This is a genomic window from Psychrobacter sp. I-STPA10 (assembly GCF_021012795.1).
GTDB lineage: Bacteria > Pseudomonadota > Gammaproteobacteria > Pseudomonadales > Moraxellaceae > Psychrobacter.
The window spans coordinates 1-14671 of record NZ_VFYU01000011.1 but is presented as its reverse complement, the minus strand read 5'-3'; the positions used below and the strand labels follow the sequence as shown (position 1 = coordinate 14671).

The 14671-nt window shown below is 37.3% G+C and carries 14 protein-coding genes; 10 read left to right on the top strand and 4 right to left on the bottom strand.

Features of this window, described 5'->3' with window-relative positions:
* Positions 1-450 precede the first annotated feature (450 nt).
* The gene (locus FHK89_RS04805; RefSeq protein ID WP_230657362.1) at positions 451-2118 is read left to right on the top strand and encodes a WG repeat-containing protein; all 1668 of its coding nucleotides are present in this window, start codon (positions 451-453) and stop codon (positions 2116-2118) included.
* Positions 2119-2200: 82 nt separating this feature from the next.
* Complete coding sequence (locus FHK89_RS04800; RefSeq protein ID WP_230657360.1) at positions 2201-3163, top strand: hypothetical protein; 963 nt, start codon at positions 2201-2203, stop codon at positions 3161-3163.
* A gap of 338 nt (positions 3164-3501) precedes the next feature.
* On the opposite strand, the gene FHK89_RS04795 is transcribed toward FHK89_RS04800, so the two are convergent.
* The 3 genes from FHK89_RS04795 to FHK89_RS04785 form a co-directional block, all read right to left on the bottom strand.
* Positions 3502-4206, bottom strand: coding sequence for a hypothetical protein (locus FHK89_RS04795; RefSeq protein WP_230657356.1), 705 nt, complete (start codon positions 4204-4206; stop codon positions 3502-3504).
* A 56-nt stretch (positions 4207-4262) separates the two neighbouring features.
* Positions 4263-4826, bottom strand: a complete 564-nt coding sequence (locus tag FHK89_RS04790) for an Lcl C-terminal domain-containing protein (RefSeq protein ID WP_230657354.1) — start codon at positions 4824-4826, stop codon at positions 4263-4265.
* A 79-nt stretch (positions 4827-4905) separates the two neighbouring features.
* Complete coding sequence (locus FHK89_RS04785) at positions 4906-6036, bottom strand: Lcl C-terminal domain-containing protein (protein WP_230657352.1); 1131 nt, start codon at positions 6034-6036, stop codon at positions 4906-4908.
* Between the two features lie 363 nt (positions 6037-6399).
* On the opposite strand from FHK89_RS04785, the gene FHK89_RS04780 reads away from it, so the two are divergent.
* Complete coding sequence (locus FHK89_RS04780) at positions 6400-6726, top strand: helix-turn-helix domain-containing protein (RefSeq protein WP_230657350.1); 327 nt, start codon at positions 6400-6402, stop codon at positions 6724-6726.
* A 10-nt stretch (positions 6727-6736) separates the two neighbouring features.
* Here FHK89_RS04780 and FHK89_RS04775 read toward each other — a convergent pair whose 3' ends face one another.
* The gene (locus FHK89_RS04775) at positions 6737-7072 is read right to left on the bottom strand and encodes a hypothetical protein (RefSeq protein ID WP_230657345.1); all 336 of its coding nucleotides are present in this window, start codon (positions 7070-7072) and stop codon (positions 6737-6739) included.
* Positions 7073-7726: 654 nt separating this feature from the next.
* Between FHK89_RS04775 and FHK89_RS04770 the strand changes: the two genes are divergently transcribed.
* The 7 genes from FHK89_RS04770 to FHK89_RS04740 all read left to right on the top strand — a co-directional run bounded on the left by FHK89_RS04770 (position 7727) and on the right by FHK89_RS04740 (position 14653).
* Complete coding sequence (locus FHK89_RS04770) at positions 7727-9955, top strand: TonB-dependent siderophore receptor (protein ID WP_230657342.1); 2229 nt, start codon at positions 7727-7729, stop codon at positions 9953-9955.
* Between the two features lie 51 nt (positions 9956-10006).
* Positions 10007-10738, top strand: coding sequence for a DUF4198 domain-containing protein (locus FHK89_RS04765; RefSeq protein WP_230657339.1), 732 nt, complete (start codon positions 10007-10009; stop codon positions 10736-10738).
* A 2-nt stretch (positions 10739-10740) separates the two neighbouring features.
* Positions 10741-11025, top strand: a complete 285-nt coding sequence (locus FHK89_RS04760; protein WP_230657338.1) for a hypothetical protein — start codon at positions 10741-10743, stop codon at positions 11023-11025.
* A gap of 55 nt (positions 11026-11080) precedes the next feature.
* On the top strand, positions 11081-12901 hold the full coding sequence (locus FHK89_RS04755) for a PepSY-associated TM helix domain-containing protein (protein ID WP_230657336.1): 1821 nt from the start codon (positions 11081-11083) through the stop codon (positions 12899-12901).
* Positions 12894-13199 carry a DUF3325 family protein gene (locus FHK89_RS04750; RefSeq protein ID WP_230657334.1) on the top strand — a complete coding sequence of 102 codons (306 nt, stop codon included), beginning with the start codon at positions 12894-12896 and terminating at the stop codon, positions 13197-13199. Before FHK89_RS04755 ends, FHK89_RS04750 begins: the two co-directional genes overlap by 8 nt.
* A gap of 270 nt (positions 13200-13469) precedes the next feature.
* The gene (locus FHK89_RS04745; protein WP_230656861.1) at positions 13470-13781 is read left to right on the top strand and encodes a transposase; all 312 of its coding nucleotides are present in this window, start codon (positions 13470-13472) and stop codon (positions 13779-13781) included.
* Positions 13727-14653 carry an IS3 family transposase gene (locus tag FHK89_RS04740; protein WP_329958687.1) on the top strand — a complete coding sequence of 309 codons (927 nt, stop codon included), beginning with the start codon at positions 13727-13729 and terminating at the stop codon, positions 14651-14653. The genes FHK89_RS04745 and FHK89_RS04740 overlap by 55 nt, the downstream gene beginning before the upstream one ends.
* The last annotated feature ends 18 nt before the right edge of the window (positions 14654-14671 follow it).

The window sequence follows — 14671 nt, the reverse complement described above, 5'->3', positions numbered from 1 at the left end:
GCGATATCTTGTTGACAAAATAAATATGAAAATTGAAAAGGTAGTGAAGAAAGTCGAATATTATATAGAATAATTAGTGATGTAGTTTGCTTATAATCAATTAGTTAACACCAAATCAGTCCATGAACTGCACAGACTCTCTTAGAATGTGATTTACTTGAGTTAAGTTTAAGTAATAAAGCTTGACAGGCTAAGATTGTCATAATACTGCTTTTCAAGCTCAAAAGTAGGACTTACGCAGTCTCATAGATTATTAGCGTCTGGTAATCATTGTTTTTTATCCAGTGGACTGGCTGTACGTAGTTGCAGAGGCTTCGTAAAAATTGCTCGCCACTTTATTAAGACAAATATCGTACTTTTGCGTAAGTCCTATGTAAAATAGTACAAATGTAATTATTGTGAACTCATTACTAGATTCAATTTAAATTAATTCAATATTAGGATACCCACATGAAGCCCATTTACCTTGCTTTAACCTTAAGTATCGCTGCTTTAATAGGATGCAGTGACCGAAAAGATACTGCTGATAATACAGCCGCATCAAATGATGAGCAAGGCAATATCGAAACAGTAGCAACCACGGATAATATATGTGTTACACCAGAAGTAGAGGGTTACGAAAAAGTTGGTTGTTTAAGGGATGGGCTGGCTGGCGTCATCAGTCGTAATGAAGCTGAGCCATATACGCTAAGTAATAGAATAGGCTATATCGACAAAGATGGCACACTTGTCATACCATTTGAATATGATGGTCTGATGGCTGGGGAAGGTGGTGAAGAGATAGCATTTAATGACTTCTCTGAAGGTTTAGTGGCTGTTAGTAAAAATGATAAATATGGTTTTATTAATACAAAAGGTGAGATGATTATACCTTTAGAATACGAATTGGCTCGTAGTTTTTCAGATGGTCTAGCGGTTGTTTCAAAAGATGGATTCTATGGTGCGATTGATAAGACAGGAAAGGTTGTTATTCCATTTGAGTATGAGCAGTTAAATGACTTTAATGATGGTTTTGCTTCTGTTGCTGGTGTCAATGAAGAAGGAAATTATCAGTACGGATTGATTGATAAAGCTAATAAAGCAGTTATTCCTTTTATGTATGATGAAATGGGTAACTTTAGTGAAGGACTATTGGCAGTAAAGAAAAATGATAAATGGGGTTATGTTGATAAAACGAATAAACCCGTCATTGCACTAAACTTGCCCTATGAGCAGGTGAATGACTTCTCTAATGGCTTAGCGGCTGTCTTTGATTATATAGAAAATAGCGACAATATGAAGTATGGATATATTGATAAGAAAGGTGAACTGGTCATTCCGATGAATTTTACTCGAGAATATTGGATGAGTTCAAATGGCATAATAGATTTTAGCGGTGGTATAGCTGTCGTTCAGGATAAAGATGGTCGAAGTTTCTGTATTGATACTAAAGGTACAGAGATAGCATGTCCTCAAGGGATTGGTACAGCTATAAATAATACAGATGACGATGCTAATAACTATGCTGATGAAGCAAATGGTGAAGAAACTTCTGCATCGCTAACAAATAACGCGACAGGCAATATTAAATTTGCCAATATTACCAATTATTTAGCCCTAAAACCAAATCAAAAATGGACATGGGAGCAGTTAGCTGCTTTGCCTGATGTACAAGAGTGGGATAATAAAACTGCTAAAATAGATGCGAATACGCCTAATAATCCAATTTATTCTATTCTTGCTGTCTTGAATAATACCAGTACTATGATGGTTTATGGTTCGCAGCAACAGCCTAATCTTGTTCTTCTTAGATCAGGTCAGGGGGTTATGGAAGATGATACTCTCAGTGGTGTTTCTTATCTGGATGATTTTTTTAATTCAGAAGATCTCACAAGGATACCTTCAAATTGTGATGTAGATTCAATTTTTGAGCAAAAATTTTATAAATGGCAAAAAGATGGTGCTAAGCCTCTTTATGTATATGCAGTGACAGCCGCTGGAAATGCTGGAACCAATACAGAATATGGTATTGCTGAGAGTTTAGATGAATTTTTTAAGCCAAAATATAATGATATATATTTAGAACTTCAAAGTATAGACAATAATTATGATGATGTTGTGTGTACATTTAGTGAGTAGATGTATATATGCAATACCTGTGATGGTAGGCAAGGTTTAAAAGAGTACTTTGTAACATTACTAGACTGCTTAGGTAACGATTATGTTTCAAGTAAAAAAGTTCTTTGATTTAAAGAGCAATACAGCTACTGCTGTAACGCTTTCCCCTGATGGCGAATATGCAGCTTATCTTCATCATAACTACAAAGTGGTCAATATTATTGACCCGCGTCAGGATAAAATTGTCAAACAGATTAAGTTGAAAACTACGCCATCTGTTCTTAATATTGGTCTGTTATGGATTGGACGCTTCTTGGTTGTTTTTACTTATGGAGAATGCGGCTTTCTAATATACGACAGTACTGGCAATGATGAGCCTATTTATGATGTAAATACAACAAAGCTGATAAGAGACGTTGATGTTGATGAAGCAAAACAGCGTATATTACTAACCTTGTTTGATACGAAGTCAACCCTAGAAGAAGGTCTTAGTGAAATTCGTGAATATGATTTAGAAAGTGGTAGTATCACAGCATCATGTAAGCCTATTGGGATCACACTTGAATCCAGCACTTATTGCAGTGATGGCATTTTGGCTTTGGGTTCTGCCTATATAGATGACGAAGAAATTTGGTATACGCTGTCCCTTGATCATTGCTGCAACTTTCAGGAACACAACATATCCCAACTTAATTTGCCCGAGCCAGTCAGTGTCAGTGGTAAAAAACTTATCCGGTATGCCGCAGGTAGTGATACAAGCGCACTTCTGTTACCTTTCGACGATGATTTAGGCAGTTATGAACACTATTGTTATATCAATTCCGATGGTGATTGGCAAGTCACTTATAAACAGTCTGCACTGATTGATATGGTTGTTTTTGATGGGCATTTTTATGTGTTGGGGAATAACAGTGGATTTTTTTTGATGAGCTCTTTTGCATTGTATGATATGGCGTCTGGTGAGCGTGTCTACAAAGGATCTGGTGCCGCTTTTTGTATCAATACCAATAGCTCCGGCATAATTATTGCTGCAAATGATATATGGATGATTCAACCTCAAAAGTGAGATAGACAACGAACAATAAAACTGATGCAATATCCGTTATGGTATGTTCAAAAGATTACCGAAAAATGATACTGATACTAAAGAAACTAACATACGCTCATACTTATGGTTAGCTTAACTTTGGAATATTAAATCATCATCGCCACAGAACAAGAAGCTGTTAAGATTATCTGCAAACTACCAGCGATGGGTATTTTTACTACTCATGGAGTTGTCTCGATTTGGCAACCAATACAGGTAATAAACTTGTAAATATTGAAAAATATAAAAATCCCCTTTTATTAAAACTTTTATTAGAATAAGAGGGGATGGTAAATATTTTGGCTGATATTCTCAGTTTATTTGAGACCTATTTCATATCTCCATGGAGTGGATTGTAAGTCATAAGTATGAATTGCTTTTAAACGTATCTCCTTTTTCTTTAATAAGCTGATATCTTTATGCTCAAAATTATTTGTTGCTAAATTGAATTTTTCATCCATCTCGCTCATTTTTTTATAATAAATATCACTTTTAAGATCAAAATTGCCCAGTACCTTTTGAGCAAGGAATTCTGTATAAGGGGTGTTGTAGCCATCAATGTTAAATTCTGTATAGTACGGATCTTGTGGACGCATCACCACTAGACTATCAGGAAGTTCAAGTCTTGAAGGACAATTAAAGCAAGCCGGTATAAACTGAATATCTTCAAGTCTTACTTGGTTTAATATATCAACTATTTTTGTGTTGCCATGATGGTAATTTATACCACTTGAGGTGGTTTTAATGGTGCATTTATCATTATTGGGTGCAACTTGAATACTAGTAATTTTATTATGACTATTTGCTTTAACGGTCAAGCTGCAATTGTAAGCATCACTATTTTGATAGGCACCCCAATCTTGTTTTTTGAGTCCAAGACCATAACGCGTGTTTAATGTATTAATATTTTGCCCCAAAGAGTTTGGAGACAAAAAATCATTATAGTTTGCAGCATAGGTGGGAGTAGATAGTAGTATACCTAAGCCTATTGAGCCTATTGTGGTTGCTAATTTATTTATCATAAACTATCCTTATTGATTAATATCATGACACTGCCTTTAATTCTACTAGCTACTTTTTATTGACGCACTAATCTGACATAGCCACGACTTTCATCATAACGTGTACCATGCCCATCAGTATCTTTTCTCAAGATATTTACCAGTCCATACTCTATACGCATAATATAAATATATTGCTCATTTTTTAGGTCAGGAGTTGAAGACCAATAGGTCACATCAAAAACCCCTGTCGGTGTATTAGGGAAAATAGATACATTTAAAGCGGGGTCAAAGCAGGCTACTTCAGTAATACTTTGCAGCTCTTTTATATTTGGTACACGATAATTACGGCCTGTTTTGATTGCTTCATTCATGGCATCCTTCCAGTTCATAGCAGTTGCATCACCAACACACTGATTACCATCCCATGTCTGTCCGATAGAGCAGCGCTGCCAAATTAAATTGGTCTTTATATCTTTAACTTCACTGCCATTAGACATGATCTTAAAACGGCTATTTGGTGTTGTTGCAATGATGTCATTCCTACATTTATATTCTGCTATAGCAGGTAATGGTAATGACATTAATATGCTGGTTACTGCTAATGTACATAGCGATGAAACTCTTTTTTTCATAATCATTTTATTTCCTTAATTTCCTAAAGAACGTGTAAATATGCCTTAATAGATGCTGACTGCACATTTTAATATTGAACTAAAATTAATTGCCTCTTACCGCTCTGATGGCTAAACTAAACTGTTTTTGTGTTAAATTATTTGTACCATTTTCAAAATTGACTGAAAAAGCAAAGCCTCTACTATTAAAAGGAGTCGACTCTGATGACCAATATTCAATAGACTTTGTATTAGGAAAAAATTCTGTGTTGATAGTGGGCTGTACACCACTATAATCAACCAAACTAAATAATTCTTGTTGTGTAGGTAATCTCCAGTCACTGTAACCACAATAATTACTACGATTTAATTCAAAAATATAGGCATGAGTATCACAGCCACTACCTGTACAATAACCGCCATTTTGTACCCCTTTGCTAGCGCCGTTAGTACTTGCATCATAACTAAACCATGTATATCGATGCTCTTTATCACGCAGACCACCATCATTAGTTTTGCTCTCCCAAGTCAGTCCAGTTACATTGTCTTGCACACACTTTTCTCCATTAATATTTCGTATGGAGTAATTGATAAGTTTGCCAGCTTGTAAATGCCCATCTTGACCAGCAGGAATAGGATCTCCGTTACTATCAACATTTAATAAACAATTTAAATTAGTATCATGTATTCCTGAAGTTAAATAGGCATAATCAGTACACTTAGTTACACCTGTTACCGTTAGATTAGATCCCAAATCATCATGGTCTATTGGTTGTTTTGGTGTATTAGGCGTAGTAGGGGACTTGCTATTTACAATAAAGCCGAATGGTTGACTTATGGTTCTAAGCCCTTCTTTATCTACAGATGCCACTCTCACATAATATTTTTTATCTTTTTCAATTAAATCTCTTGAGATAAAGTAAGTGGTCATAGCTGTATTTGTGCCAAGTAGTGTTTTTTTATTTGGTGTAAAATCAGCTTGTTGTGCCATATATACTTCATAACGCATTTGTTTATGGGGGGTAGTATCATCTTTAGATGGCAACCAAACAGCCACAGCATCACCAGCTTGGTTAACTTGTACATTTAATAAGTCAATACTTGGAGCAGTATTTTTAGTTGGTATATTTGAGGTTGGTTCAGATACATTTCCAGAGTCCCCATTACCACCACCACAAGCAGTAAGAATGAATATACCTAAAGTACTAATAGTGAAAGCGTTAAAAATTGTCTTCATAGTTTCTCCTATAAATATGGTTAGCAAATATTAATGATAAAAATAATTTCATAAATAACTGTGTAATGGCTGATAACTTCTGTAGTTATACTTAATACTACGTTATTCGTAGTAAAAAGCAAGTAAAAATAGCCGAAATTCGTAGTCTGTTTACTTAAGTTGTTACTTCTCTGTCTCATAGCTTTGCCAACGTTGCACATCCGCAAAATCACACATGGTGATCTGTGGACGCAACTTAGGGTCGGTTTGAACAGTTATAAAATTATCTCAAAATATTAAATTAATTCTAATACTACGTTATTCGTAGTAAAAAGCAAGTAAAAATATCCGAAATTCGTAGTACGTTCACTATAGAGAATGACTATGGATTTACAGACTATTTTTACCAAACGCTTTAAACAAGCAAGAAAAGCCAAAGGATTGACACAAGAAAAACTCGGTATTGCCATTGGACTTGATGAATTTGTTGCCAGTACACGCATTAATCGCTATGAGCGAGGCATACATCAACCAGATTTTCACACCTTGACACAACTGGCAAAAGTACTAGATATACCACCTGCTTATTTTTTTGCAGATGATGAATTGGCATCCAAACTGCTTGAATGGCATACCAGTAAATTGACCAGTAAATTAGATAATGAGTCTGGCAGTGTTAATAGGAATATTTTTAAAGAAAAAATTAATTAATATTTAAATATTAATAATAACTATAATTAAGACACTCGTCACAGCGCCACTTAATCATTTGTTTATTGATAGCTTGAGCTTGCTTATAGTTAAGCTCAAAAGGGTAGTGAATACGGCGTAAAATTTGACATATCTCACAGCGTTGCCTGCTATCGAATACCTGACATTTGTTTAAAATAATAAAGACATTTTGGCTATGCTCAAGCTTAAAAGCTCTTTGTAATAGTAGTACTTGATTAATAACATCTAGATAGTTATCTAATTCGCTATCTAACCAAAACCGTTTGCATAATTGTCGTTCTTTGGTAGTAAGATGCGGTTGAAAATACAATCTCAAATTTTTCATGGGTCAAGCTCCGTGATCTATTTTCTTTAAGTGTTATGTTTAACGACATAAACAGTAACAAGAAAAGGCGACCTAAAATTTAGCTAGCTGACAGATGGTATGAGTTGAATTAATATTATCCATCCCATTGTCTTTTTTTTAGTAGTTAGAAAAGACAGATAATATTGATAAGCATTAGATAGGTGTTAATTCTTTAAAATTGATATCTATCTAATCTTTGGATTTTTTTTTAAGGGTGAACCACCCTGAGATTGTTGGAGACTCAACATTCTAAGAGAATATGAAAATATCAGGACAGTTCATTAGTTTACTAAGATTGGGGCTACGGTTTCTTCAGTACATATCAGGCTTTGTTGAGTCTATTTTTAAATCAACACGCATCTAGTAAGTCACTTGATTTTTTGTCACAGAAAATTACATAAGAATATTTATTAATAATAATATTGATAACTAATATCATTATCGTTATAATCCCTAAGTTCATGTAAAGCCTAGAGTTATTAGACAATATATGAATATTTTTATTCTTCTACACTCCTTCTATCCAAATATAAACATCAAGCTCTATTGTTAGAGTTGGATAGTTGTACTTGTCTTTGTGTAGTTTGATTAATGTTGTTCAACACTCATTCCTAATTTAGCTAAGGCGTTTATATGCAATCAAAATATTTTAAGTATTCACCGTTAATTCTTGCTATTAATACTGCACTATTTATGGCGATGTCTGCCCATGCAGACGAGGTAATTGTCATAGATAGTACAGATACGCAAGATGAAGCTCTCCTTCCTGCTACAACCGTTGATCCTATTGTTATTACCTCGGATTCTCAACCGACAATTACTGAAAATACCAAAGCTTATACTGCTCCTGCTACCAGTAGTGCAACAGGATTAACGCTATCAGCACAAGAAACACCGCAATCTATGAGTGTTATCACTAATCAGCAAATGAAAGACCAAAACTTAACTGACCTATCCAAAGCTTTGGATAGTAGTATAGGCGTCAGCGCCAAAAGTCTTGACGGTGCCCGTGTTTCTTTATCTGCCAGAGGATTTGGTATTAATCAGTACCAAGTTGATGGTATGAATAGCTATTTTAGAGGGGGCTCATCCGCATCAGAAACTTCTACCAATACTGCCATTTATGATCATATTGAAGTGGTACGGGGCGCAACAGGGTTGATGACTGGAACAGGTGATCCATCTGCCTCCATCAATCTGGTGCGTAAACATGCCAATAACAAGACACCAGTCACTGAAATATCTGCCACAGCCAATCGCTTTGGTAATTACGGGGTATCTATTGACCATAGTCAAGCACTGACTGCCAGCGGTAATGTACGCGGGCGTGTTATTGCTGGATATTCTGATGGTGATACTTATATTGAGCGTGAACAAAAAGGCAATATCATTGCCTATACCACCATTGATGCAGATATAGGTGATAATACCACAGCAAATATTGGCGTTAGTTACCAAAAGAATAAGCAACATGCTGCCATGTGGGGCGCATTACCAGCCTATTTTTCTGATGGTACAAAGACCGACTGGGATGTCAGTAAAAATGCCAGTGTGGATTGGGCAAATTGGGATTCAGAAAATTTAAATTACTTTGCTGGTTTACAACATACTTTTGCTAATGGTTGGCAAGGCTCTATAAAAGGCAGTTATAGTGATAATACTGCTAAGCCCAAACTCTTCTATATAAACGGTACGGTGGTGGATAAACAAACTGGATTGGGCGTTAAACCACTGTCAGCAAGATATGATAGGTATCGTGACCAACAAGTTATCCAGACAGATATATCGGGTTATTTTGATGCGTTTGGACAAACACATCAATTTATTATTGGTGCGACCCATGATAAAAATCATACACTATCACAAAGTTATGATGCCATTGACCCTGCACCAATTAGCAGTTTTTTGACATGGGACGGCAGTTATCCTGAGCCCAAATGGAAAGACAATACGGGAGATGTTGAAGAGACTGACGACACCACTACCACTCAAAATGGCGCGTTTATTTCAACGCAGCTTAAGCTTGCTGAGCCACTATCGGTCATATTGGGCAGTCGTTTTGCTAACTATAAAGTGAAAGGTAATAGTTATGGTGATGAGCTCAATAGGAATTTTAGCTCAATCAAAACACCTTATGCAGGTGTGGTCTATGACATAAATAATAACCATAGCCTCTATGTCAACTATGCCGATATTTTTAAACCCCAAGAAGAACGTAAAGAAAATGGTGATTATCTTGACCCCATTCGAGGCACTAATTACGAAATTGGGGTAAAAAGCCGTAGTGACAATGGCAAATTACAAAGCCAATTTAGTGTGTTTAAGATAGTACAAGATAATCTGGCACAATTAGATTCAGGTAAAACAGTGGTAGGCACAAAACCACCAGAGGATGCTTATTATGGAGCAAAAGGGGCAACCAGTCAGGGTATCGAGGTAGAAGTCACAGGTGAGATTAATCCAAACTGGCAAGCGAGTATTGGCTATACCCAATTTAATGCCAAAGACCGTGATGATAAAGCCATCAATACACAATATCCCAATCGTACCATTAAGCTATTTACCACTTATGATATGAGTAATGTGATTAATGGACTGACCATTGGCGGCGGAGTCAATTGGGCTGATGAAACCTATGCTTATATCGCTAATCCTGTTAGCAAACAAAATGAAAAATATACTCAAAAACCCGTCACATTGGTTAATCTGATGGCAAATTATGCCATTACTGATAACTTAGCCGCTCAGCTCAATGTCACCAACCTACTTAATCAGAAATATTACAGTCGGGTTGGATTTTATAAACAAGTATTTTATGGTGAGCCAATCAATGTGATGGGTAGGCTGACCTATCGTTTTTAATCTTAACCTCTATTTTATTATTAAACCAACCAACCTCAGTAAGGTATTATTATGAAAAAATATTTAATTAGTAGTGTGGTCTCTTTAGCTTTATTTAGCGGCATACAAGTAGCACAAGCACATAGTATTTGGGTGGCTCAGCGAGCGGATCAAATGGCGATTGTGTTGGGTGAAGGCGGTATGGATAACCGCTATGATGCCGATAGAGTCAAAAGTGTTTATGCCTTAGATGCCAACAATGCGCCTGTGCCTTTGACCACCATTAATACAAAAAACAATGTATTGCTTGACTTACCAGAGCAAGCCAACCTAGTTGTGGCAACTTATGATTCTGGTTATCATAGCAAAGATGCTCAGGGTAAATACCATAAGGGCAACAAAAAAGAAGTGCCAAATGCCGTTAGTACGGGTAAATATACGTTTATTACCACTACTTTATTAGACCACCAAACCAAGCCGATTATCTTACCCAATCTGGCTTTACAAGTGACGCCTCTTGTAGACCCTTATGAGCTACAAAAAGGCGATGAATTTAAAGTATTGGTCAGCTCATTTGGTAAGCCAGTTGCCAATGCCAAGATTGTATTGGATTATATAAATGACCCAGATGGGCCGGCGGTGATGAGTAACAATGAAGGTATAGCCTCGGTAAAAGTTGGTAGCAATGGGGTTAATGTACTGCGTGCCAGCCATCAAGTGAATAGCGCCAATACCAGCCTTGCAGATACCGATAATTTTATCAGTACTTTATCATTTAATTTATTATCTAAAGAGGATGAGTAGACATGACCAAAACAAGTCTAAAATTCGCCCATCCTTATTTTAGACTTGCCAGCCGTATCCTATTGGCAGTGGTAGGCAGCTATGGCGTAGCAACGTTGACTGCCATTGCCTTTTTAGGATTGCCTATTGACACAGTTTCTGCTATCTATTGGGGGCAAATAGCCAGCGTTATTATTTGTGCTGCTCTCATTATCTTGGTGTTTTCGGTACAACGCTTATGGCTTGCATGGATGATTGTCATTGCCATTGCAAGCGTATTGGGTATATTTTGTTATCTTACTATTTAAAACTTTCTTTATCCTTGCTTGTTTACCCTTTATATAAGCCTCTTTAGGTAGACTCATGACAAATATAGCCCCAAAAAAAACAATTCAAGCTAAAAAAGATAAAAATCCCAAATGGCAACCTAAGCCCAAAGGTTACCGTCAGATTATGTCTGAGGTGCATACATGGTTTGGCTTATTGCTAGGTTGGCTATTATTTACCATCTTTATTATGGGTACAGTCAGCTATTTTAACGATGATTTGACTGCATGGATGCAACCTGAAATTGCGCCTTTAATACAAACCACTACTGCCCAGACAACTATCCAATCAAGCACCCAGTCAAGCCTGCTATCAAATACTCAGTCATCTATATCACCACCATCACCAACACAGTCGCTAACCTCTAAAATTGATTCAGTTACCGCCTATGGGCTCGCTATTCAGCATCTACAAGCAACTCACCCCAATGCGACCAGTTGGTATATTGCCAACCTTGATAACTATCAACGCTTAGAAATTGATGCTGAAATAGCCGATGACTACCTTGAATACCAATTTGATACTCAAAACCAAACACTATACCACCCAAGAGAAACCGAAGGAGGTAACTTCTTTTATCGTATGCATTTTGATTTGCATTATCTACCCACCATTTGGGCAAGGTTAATTGTTGGTTTTGCTGCCATGATGATGCTCATTGCTATCATTACTGGTATTATTGTTCATAAAAAAATCTTTACTGACTTTTTTACCTTTCGTTGGGGCAAAGGACAACGCTCATGGCTTGATGCCCATAATGGGCTATCAGTACTGCCACTACCTTTTCATATCATGATTACCTTTACAGGTATCATTACCTTAATTACCTTATATATGCCTTGGAGTATTGTCGTTTCAGGGATTGATAAAGAGCAAGCCTATCAGCAGCTTTATTCTTACCGCGCTGCCGATACTGAGGCAACTGACTTACAAGCTACACCAATGACTGATGTGACAGCCCTAATTGCCCAAACTAAAGCTGATTGGCAACAGCGTAATCCTGATTATGATATTAGCCGAATACGTATTAATCATCCCAATACCAATCAAAGCCTAATTATGATTGATGGCAAAACTGATAAACAATTGGCAGATATCAGTATTTTTCGTATTTACGATGGTAAAACGGGCATACTACAACAGCAAAGTGACCCACCACCGATGGCAGTGACTACTCAAGCTGTCATGGTGGGATTGCATGCGGGACGATTTTCTGATTACTGGCTACGCTGGCTATACTTTTTGTTGGGGGCATCAGGCTGCGGTATGATTGCCACAGGTATGGTCTTATGGACGGTCAAACGCCGCCGACAATTGACGAATCCTGATAAGCCGTACTTTGGCTTTTGGTTGGTCGAAAAGCTCAATATTGCTACCTTAGTTGGCCTGCCATTGGCAATGGTGGGCTATTTATGGCTCAATCGTTTGTTGCCTATTGATATGAATGCCCGAGCAGACTGGGAGGTCAACGGCTTTTTTATCATTTGGGGGGTTAGCCTAATTATGGCAATGATGACGCCCAATCGTTATGCTTGGCGAGCAGGGCTGTCTTTAGTAGCTACCTTACTACTACTAACGCCCATTATGAATGCCATTACTACCAATCGTGGCTTTATCCATAGCATCAGCCAACATGATATTTTATTTCTTAGCTTTGATGGAGCGTTTATTAGCTTGGCGGGGTTATTTTTCTTTATCAGTTATCGCGTGAAATGCAAACAACAGGCTGATATTGCTGCACAAACCAAAACAAACAAGCAGCGAGCTGCTAAAAAACACCCTTCTACAAAATCCCCTGCGTCCTCTGATAGCAATCTAGCCGATAGACAGATAAAAAAGGAAGTATCCAATGTCTGACTCAATGTTATATGTATTATTATTGCTATTTAATGGGTTGGGCATGGTATTACTAATGATGAGCAGTAAGCGTCATGGAAAAAAGTTTTTGCCCCATTTACAAGCCATTACACCCATAGACATTCAAGCGCAGTGGCTACGTTGGTTAGGACTGATTTTGTGTAGTCTTGCTTTTTTTCTGCCCTTTTTTGCCCGCCATACAGGTTATTTTGTGGTGGTATGGTTTGGCAGTTTGAGTCTGGCAGCAGGGTTGATATATTTATATCTGGTTGTATATGAGGTGCGAGTGATGAAATGAACCGCCCCGAGTATATTGGAGGCTAGTTTACTTGAGTCAGGCAACACAGCCTGACAGATTTAAATTATCATAATAGCGCTTTTCAAACTCAACATAATCGGCTAACCACCTCACCTTGTTGATTGGTTAAATTGAGTATAGCCATCAATTTTAAAGTCAGAATTCTTAAGATTTCTATTAATTTCTTTTTTTCTTAAATTTAGCTTGTAGTGTCATAATAAAACTGGACAGCAACTAAGAGGTTATACTAACTTAAAAAAGGAACTTAGTATGACCAAACAGCGTAGCAAATTCACCCGAGAATTCAAACTTGAAGCCATTAGTGCCGTTATTGACGAAAACCGTAAAATCAAAGAAGTGGCCAACTCTCTGAACATTGGTATCTCAACGCTTGATAACTGGGTGCGTAAGTATCGTCAAGAACAGCAGGGTATTGGACCAGTCAAAGGCAATGCTTTAACTGATGAACAAAGAGAACTTCAGCAACTACGTAAGGAGAATAAACGCTTACGGATGGAGCGTGATATATTAAAAAAGGCTTCCGCTCTGCTAGCATTGGACAACCTGAAAGACTATCGCTAATTACTAAGTTATCAGAGCAAGATAAACAAATTAGTAAAAGCCAACTGTGTAACTTACTTGGTATTGTCAGAAGCAGTTACTACTACAGCACTAAGATTAAGCCAATCGATATCGAAGCTATCAAGGTTAAAGCGTTAATTCGCCAGATATTTAATGACTCTAATGGCTCAGCAGGTACGCGCACTATCACAGCTATCTTATGGCATCAACACGGTGTTAGGTTGTCTCGTTATAAAGCAGGTAAGTTTATGAAGCGTATGGGGCTTATCAGCAGACAGCTTAAGCAACCTAAGTACAAACACTGCGATGAGGGTCACAAGATTCATGACAATACCTTAGAGCGCAAATTTAGTCCCATAGCACCTAATCAAGTTTGGACTGGGGATGTGACTTATATCCGTATCAAGGGTGGCTGGTGCTACTTAGCAATCGTTTTGGATTTATATGCTCGGCGCATTGTAGGCTTTGCTGTGTCAGATTCACCTAATAGCTTATTAACTGGATCAGCTTTAAAGATGGCTTATCACACTAGATTAAACCCTGCTGGGGTAATGTTCCACTCCGATCAGGGGAGTCATTATACCAGTCTTGAGTTCTCTATCTATGTGAGTGAGTGCAGTGATATGACTCACAGTATGAGTCGCCGTGGCAATTGTTGGGATAACGCTCCTACTGAGAGATTCTTCAGAAGTTTTAAGACTGAATGGATGCCAAAGGTTGGCTATGAGAATATTAAGGAAGCTAAGTGTGCTATTAATGAGTATATTTGGGGTTATTATCAAACCATCAGACCACATACTTTCAACAATTATCTGACCCCATTAGAGAAAGAGAAACGTTACTTCAATCGAAACCTCTTATCTGTTGTCTAAATTTAGTTGACCACTACA

What these genes read in the sequence shown, in the direction of transcription:
- FHK89_RS04765 (WP_230657339.1), top strand. Translation starts at nt 10,007, where the DNA reads ATGAAAAAATATTTAATTAGTAGTGTGGTCTCTTTAGCTTTATTTAGC.
- FHK89_RS04780 (WP_230657350.1), top strand. Translation starts at nt 6,400, where the DNA reads ATGGATTTACAGACTATTTTTACCAAACGCTTTAAACAAGCAAGAAAA.
- FHK89_RS04775 (WP_230657345.1), bottom strand. Translation starts at nt 7,072, where the DNA reads ATGAAAAATTTGAGATTGTATTTTCAACCGCATCTTACTACCAAAGAA.
- FHK89_RS04745 (WP_230656861.1), top strand. Translation starts at nt 13,470, where the DNA reads ATGACCAAACAGCGTAGCAAATTCACCCGAGAATTCAAACTTGAAGCC.
- FHK89_RS04770 (WP_230657342.1), top strand. Translation starts at nt 7,727, where the DNA reads ATGCAATCAAAATATTTTAAGTATTCACCGTTAATTCTTGCTATTAAT.
- FHK89_RS04805 (WP_230657362.1), top strand. Translation starts at nt 451, where the DNA reads ATGAAGCCCATTTACCTTGCTTTAACCTTAAGTATCGCTGCTTTAATA.
- FHK89_RS04785 (WP_230657352.1), bottom strand. Translation starts at nt 6,036, where the DNA reads ATGAAGACAATTTTTAACGCTTTCACTATTAGTACTTTAGGTATATTC.
- FHK89_RS04790 (WP_230657354.1), bottom strand. Translation starts at nt 4,826, where the DNA reads ATGATTATGAAAAAAAGAGTTTCATCGCTATGTACATTAGCAGTAACC.
- FHK89_RS04800 (WP_230657360.1), top strand. Translation starts at nt 2,201, where the DNA reads ATGTTTCAAGTAAAAAAGTTCTTTGATTTAAAGAGCAATACAGCTACT.
- FHK89_RS04750 (WP_230657334.1), top strand. Translation starts at nt 12,894, where the DNA reads ATGTCTGACTCAATGTTATATGTATTATTATTGCTATTTAATGGGTTG.
- FHK89_RS04795 (WP_230657356.1), bottom strand. Translation starts at nt 4,206, where the DNA reads ATGATAAATAAATTAGCAACCACAATAGGCTCAATAGGCTTAGGTATA.
- FHK89_RS04755 (WP_230657336.1), top strand. Translation starts at nt 11,081, where the DNA reads ATGACAAATATAGCCCCAAAAAAAACAATTCAAGCTAAAAAAGATAAA.
- FHK89_RS04760 (WP_230657338.1), top strand. Translation starts at nt 10,741, where the DNA reads ATGACCAAAACAAGTCTAAAATTCGCCCATCCTTATTTTAGACTTGCC.